This is a genomic window from Flavobacterium xueshanense (assembly GCF_900112975.1).
In the GTDB taxonomy this organism is placed as follows: Bacteria; Bacteroidota; Bacteroidia; order Flavobacteriales; family Flavobacteriaceae; genus Flavobacterium; species Flavobacterium xueshanense.
The window spans coordinates 1-6,331 of record NZ_FONQ01000028.1; the positions used below are offsets into that span (position 1 = coordinate 1).

5 protein-coding genes are annotated in these 6,331 nt (G+C 26.8%); 3 read left to right on the forward strand and 2 right to left on the reverse strand.

Annotated elements, in window-relative coordinates:
* Together BMZ76_RS15585 and BMZ76_RS16020 are read right to left on the reverse strand one after the other, a co-directional pair.
* Positions 1-211 (reverse strand): helix-turn-helix domain-containing protein (locus BMZ76_RS15585; protein ID WP_143071114.1); only part of this gene is annotated, 211 nt, incomplete at its 3' end.
* Between the two features lie 168 nt (positions 212-379).
* Entirely contained in the window at positions 380-544 is a 165-nt protein-coding gene (locus tag BMZ76_RS16020) for a hypothetical protein (protein WP_208857683.1), read from the reverse strand.
* A gap of 980 nt (positions 545-1,524) precedes the next feature.
* Between BMZ76_RS16020 and BMZ76_RS15595 the strand changes: the two genes are divergently transcribed.
* The 3 genes from BMZ76_RS15595 to BMZ76_RS15605 are packed head-to-tail and all read left to right on the forward strand — an operon-like array spanning position 1,525 to position 5,849.
* Positions 1,525-2,673 (forward strand): MraY family glycosyltransferase, encoded by a 1,149-nt coding sequence (locus tag BMZ76_RS15595; RefSeq protein WP_091209261.1) that lies wholly within the window; start codon positions 1,525-1,527, stop codon positions 2,671-2,673.
* A 44-nt stretch (positions 2,674-2,717) separates the two neighbouring features.
* Positions 2,718-3,473 (forward strand): polysaccharide biosynthesis/export family protein, encoded by a 756-nt coding sequence (locus tag BMZ76_RS15600; protein WP_091209264.1) that lies wholly within the window; start codon positions 2,718-2,720, stop codon positions 3,471-3,473.
* Positions 3,474-3,491: 18 nt separating this feature from the next.
* The gene (locus BMZ76_RS15605; protein ID WP_091209268.1) at positions 3,492-5,849 is read left to right on the forward strand and encodes a GumC family protein; all 2,358 of its coding nucleotides are present in this window, start codon (positions 3,492-3,494) and stop codon (positions 5,847-5,849) included.
* Positions 5,850-6,331 lie beyond the last annotated feature (482 nt).

Below are 6,331 nucleotides of genomic sequence, written 5' to 3' on the forward strand. Positions count from 1 at the left end.
CTTTTTTAGGTTTATTTATTTGACGCTTATCGTATTTTCGCTGAGCTAATTCAGAACTGTATTTACCACTGCGTAAATCGCAATTGCGTTTTAATTCACGTGTTATAACAGATTTGTCCTTATTTATAAGAATTGCTATTTCACTTTTATTGTAGTTTTGATCTAATAATACACCGATTGTGTATCTTTGTTCGCTGGTTAAGTGGCTCATTATTTACAACTTTGGTCAGGAGCAAATAAAGAACATTTATTCCATTCGAGAGAGAGGGCTTTTTAAAAGTCCTTTCTTTTGAAAAAATGTCTTTATCTCCCCCCTAAAAGTTGCATTAATTAGTTGAATCTAGTAAATATTAAACGAGGTTATTTTATTTTTAAATTTTTAATAAGAATCGTTCATTTTCTTTTTAATCTCTTCCAAACAAATTTTGTTGATGCTTCCTTTATGCATTTGCTTTGTTTCTTTTTGAGATTTTAATATTCTGTTTTTCAGTTGTTCAGCAACCGCTTTATAAGCATCTCTAAAAAGCATTCCTGCAACCGCCATTTCGTTCTAGGAATCTACAGTTAACAAATAAATGTATTTTTTACTTTCCAAGATATACTTTTTTATCTTAATATCTTTTATCGCAAAAATAGCGATATCCAAACACGCTTTCAGGTTTTATATTGCTGAAAACAATCCTTCTTTCAATACTTGTAAATCTCTGTGGTAACCACTTGGAAGGCTGTTGATAATTAAAGTGATTTTGTATGTCAACGCTTTAATTTTATTGCATTTACTGCAAATCAATTCAAAAATATTTGGTTTTTCTTTTGTGTGATATGATATTAGAATTCATCTCTAAATCTTTCGGAAGCTCGTTTTCGCTGCTGTTTTGGAAACTAAATAATTAGAAGAAGCCTTTACTATTTCTTCTTCCATTTGGTAAAAAATTTTAGATTTTCAAATTGTATTGGCTTTTTGGTAACCGCGTTATTCATTTTGGATTTAAGTTTTTTCATTTTTTCAATTATACTTCTCTATTCATTTTTTTAATATCGTAATAACTTTTAAACTCAAAATTCAAAATGGAAATCGTAATATTTAAAGTTTTAATTATAAAAATAATGATCATTAACATGCTGTCTATCATGTTTTTAAGATAATATTACCTTTTAACGAATATATTGGTTATTGATAGTTAAAATTATTTGAAACCAATAATTATATTTAGATTTAAATCAAAATTATAAGCCTATTTATAGATAAGAAGAAAAAAATAATTACGTAAAACATTTTTAATATTAATAAATAAGTTTTTAGTAATTAAAAAATTTACACTTATAATATTCTTAATAACAAATTAGTTACTTGAAATTTTAAAAATGTCTTTGTTACAGATTAATTAATTTTTTAATCATTAACCAATATTTTTTACAAGAATTAAACAATTAAAAACAGACTTGAATAAATTATTAATAGCGGATAGAAAAAGAAATACTTTCATTGAATAAAATATTTTCTAACAATAAAAAAATAAAAAGATGCTAAAAGAAATCATGTCTAATTTATCAGTATTAAGTATAATGATAGTTATAATTTCGTTTTTATTAGTGTACGTTATTATACCAAATATACATAGGATAATAAAAATTAGGAATTTAAACGATCAACCTAATAATCGTAGCTCTCATTTTTGTCCAACACCTACTATGGCTGGTGTAGCCTTTTATTTTACAATTATGATGGCACTTTTTTTTATTAAACATTTTGATATAGAAAATATTGGCAACAATCTAATCGCTGCGATAACAATTGTATTTATAATAGGTTTGAAAGACGACTTGGTAGTTACATCTCCACGTAACAAATTAACAATGGAAACCATAGCTATTATTTTTTTATTAGTCTCTAATAGTATGCATGTGAAAACTTTGAATGGATTTTTAGGAATATATGAATTACCTGAATTATTAGAATATTGCGGAATTATTTTTATTTTATTAACGATTATAAATGCATTTAATTTTATTGATGGAATAGATGGTCTAGCTTCCACAATTGCAATTGTAATCTTCAGTGTGTTTTCTTTAATATTTTATGCTTCTAATTTACACTTTTATTTTTTAATTAGTTTGAGTGTTATAGGAATGTTACTGGCCTATTTATATTATAATTTTTCGACGACACAGAAAATTTTTATGGGAGACACAGGTTCATTGCTCATAGGTTTTTTTATAGGATTTTGTACATTAAAATTTCTTTCTATGGATACTTCACTATTAAGCAATTTCACGTTTAAAGCTGAAAATAAATTAATAATTGTTTTTGCTGTACTATTCATGCCTCTATTTGATATGTTTAGAGTGATTGGATTAAGAATGATGGAAGGAAAAAGTCCCTTTAAAGCAGATAGAAATCATATTCATCATATTTTAATTGATTCAGGTCTGTCACACTTTAAAGTTGCAATGACTTTAGGATTTCTAAATTATGTAATTATTATAATCACTTTATGGTTTTCATCATTTCTAGATAGTTTTCAAATGTCTGTTTTTCTAATATTTTTATATGTTGTAATGTTACTTTTCTTTAGCCTATTAAAAGAGCTAACAATGTATAGTGTAGGTGAAATTTTCATAAGTAAATTCAATTATTTTCTTTTAAATAAAAATGAAAAAAGTGAATTATGACAAATATTATCCATGTAAAAAAATAAACTGTTAACAACAATTATATGAAAAATAAAAATATTAAATACTTTTTAATAGTATGGTTAACTATAATTTTAACCAGTTGTGTTTCTTCAAAAAAAATGGTGTATTTTCAAGACAATGTGAATGATTTAACTTTTGAAAATTATGAGATTTTTGAGCCTAAAATTCAAATAGGAGATATTTTAAGCATCAACGTATCAGCAATAGATAAAGGAGCAGCAGTTCCTTTTAATTTATATGAATCGATTAGTGCAGCGGATCCAGAACCCTTAACTTATATCGTTGATAATGAAGGTGAAATTAATTTTCCGGTTATTGGAGTTCTTAAAGTAGAAGGAATTACAACTAAATTACTAACAAAAAAATTAACTGTGACTTTAGCAGAATATCTTGCAAAACCTATTGTAAATATTCGATTAGTAAATTTTAAGGTAGCTGTTTTAGGTGAAGTAAAAACGCCAGGTACTTACTTAATAACAAACGAGCGAATCACGGTAATAGAAGCCATTAGCTTAGCGGGTGACCTAACTATACATGGTAAGCGAAAAACTGTAATGTTAATAAGAGAGCAGGCAGGAAAAAGAGCTTTTATCAAACTAGATTTAACTGATAAAAGAATCTTTAGTTCTCCTTATTTTTATTTAGCGCAAAATGATGTGATTTATGTAGAACCTAATAAAACAAAGTTAAATTCATCAGCTGTTGGCGCTAATGCAGGTATAATACTTTCATCAATTTCATCATTAATTTCAATAATTGCCATTCTTACTCGCTAAAACTTTAAAATCAAAATTATGCAAAATGAGAACCCCTCCAATTATATGTTTGAAGACGAAGAACCAGTTAATTATCGTGAAAAATTTGAAAAATATGCCTACAATTGGAAATGGTTTTTAATTAGCATATTTATTTTTAGTTTAGGCGCATATGCATATTTGAAATTTATACCTAAACAGTATACTGTTACTTCAACAATTTTAATTAACGATGAAAACAGTAAGGGGCTGCCTTCTGAACTTTCAGCTTTTGAAGACTTAGGACTGACCACTCTTAGTAAAACATCTGTCGATAATGAAATTGGGATGCTAAAATCGTTTAGTTTGATGGAAAGTGTAGTAAAAAAATTAGGTGCAAACATTACATTTTATGAAAAAGGAATGATTTCCAATAAAGAATTATACAAAAATGAAATTCCATTTATAATTAATTTTTTATTGAAAGATTCCTTAGTGTATAGTAAAGACACTACTTTTTCTATTCTTGCTTTAACACCTGCAAAATTTGTTCTCAAAAACAGTAGGGGTACAGTTAGTAAAGTATATTTATTTGGTGAAAATGTGCAAACAGATTTTGGAAATATTACTATAACACCAGCTGGATTAAAAAACTTAAAAAAAGGTGAAGAAATAGTAGTTAAGGTCGTTCCCATAAAAAATATTATTGAAGACCTAAGAAAAAATATTGAAGTTAAAACAATGTTTAAAAAGTCTAGTTTAATTCAATTAATTTTAAAAGCACCTATTAAATTAAAGTCACAAGATATTTTAAATAATTTAGTGCAACAATATAATAAAGATGCCGTGGATGATAAATTATTTATCGGTAAAAGCACAAATTTATTTATAAATGAACGTCTGAATCTTATTAAAAATGAATTGTCAAATGTAGATCAGGGAGTTGAAAATTTTAAAAAAAATAATCAATTAACCGACATTGACTCTGAATCTTCACTAATACTACAAAACAATGCAGAATTAGAAAAAAAGATTGTTGATTTAAATACTCAGGTAAGAGTTGCTGAATATGTTACAGATTATGTTAACAAAAACACTGAACAAATTATACCGTCAAATTTAGGCCTATCAGATGATGCGGTTAGTACAAATAGTGCTAGATACAATGAATTGTTGATAGAACGTAATCGGATCTTAAAAAGTTCAAGCAAAAAGAACCCCGTTATTATTAATTTGGATGAGCAACTGAAGCAATTGAGAACAGGAATATCCCATGGTTTGCAAAATTTAAAAGCATCTCTGAATATCGCTTTAAATAATACTAAAAAAGAGGAAGATAAAGTATTTTCAAGAATATACTCGGCGCCAAAACAAGAACGACAATTTAAAGAATTTCAACGTCAACAACAAATTATTGAAACCTTATATTTGTTTCTATTACAAAAACGGGAAGAAAATGCTATCTCATTAGCAGTAACTGCACCTAAAGCAAAAATAATTGATTTTGCAGATGGGAGCAATAGACCTACAAGTCCAAAATTAATTCTTGTAATCATTACAGCGCTGTCGTTAGGTTTATTACTTCCATTTACAGTTTTGTATATTATATATTTTTTTGATAATAAAGTCCAATCTATAAAAGATATTGAAAGTATTATAAAAGCACCTATAATTGGAGAAATCCCAAAAACGGTTAGAGGTAGTAAAATAGTAATTCATGACAATGATAAAGAGAGTATTTCTGAATCTTTCAGGATGTTGCGAACTAATATTAATTTTATGCTCTCTAAAATAAAAGGTCGCGCAAAAATAATATTTATTATGTCTACAATTGTAGGAGAAGGTAAAACTTTTACTACATTAAATTTAGCATCGGTAATTGCCCTTTCTAATAAAAAAGTATTATTAATAGGTGGTGATATTAGAAAAGCAAATAGTAATGAATATATTAATCAAAATATAGGAAATGGACTGTCCAATTTTTTAATAGATAATTCTTTGAAAGTTTCGGATGTGATTGAACGTTCTTTAGAAGGAAACTTTGATATTTTAAATTCAGGAACAGTACCTCCTAATCCATCTGAGCTAATAATGAATGGTCGTTTTGATGAAATTTTCGCTTACGCAAAAGATAATTATGATTACGTTGTTGTAGATACAGCTCCTATAAAAATGGTTACTGACACGCTGCTGTTAAGTCATTATGCTGATTTATGCTTGTATGTAATCAGACTTAATAATTTAGACAAAAGGCTTTTAGAAATTCCAAAAAAGATGTTCAATGAAAAGCGATTGCCTAATATGGCAATTCTTATAAATGGCGTTGATTTAAAACGAGGCTATGGCTACGGGCAAAGTTACGGGTATGGGAAATCTATGCCAAAAAAAAACTGGTGGAAAAGAATTATAGTAGGATAACCCGTTAAGGGAAATTAAAACATTTGGACATTATTTTTGTTTATTGGTCTTTGAAAGTTAGACTGATAAATTTACTGAAATCATTAGAAAGCAAAATCATGAATTTTTCGGATTATTTTGATTAATTAAAATTGAGATTTATTTTTTAACTTTCTGTTATGTATAGGGTAGTAATCTTACTTTTAAATGCTTAATAAATTGTTTTTTATGATTGATTTGATTCTTTTTTAAGATGAATTATTAGTGTTAAACACTTATCATTATTACTAAAAAAAGGAATAAATCTTAATTTTTGATTAAACGTGGACTGTTCATTTATGTGACTTTCTACAGCGGAGCTGTAAAAAGACTTGTTTATGAATAATTTTTTTTTTAAAATATCTTATTCTGGACTTGCTAACTTTACCTGCATAAAAAGTTAAGAATAAAACCTTAATTTTAACATATGAAACAAGTGCGTAAAATTTATGACCGAGCTTTTA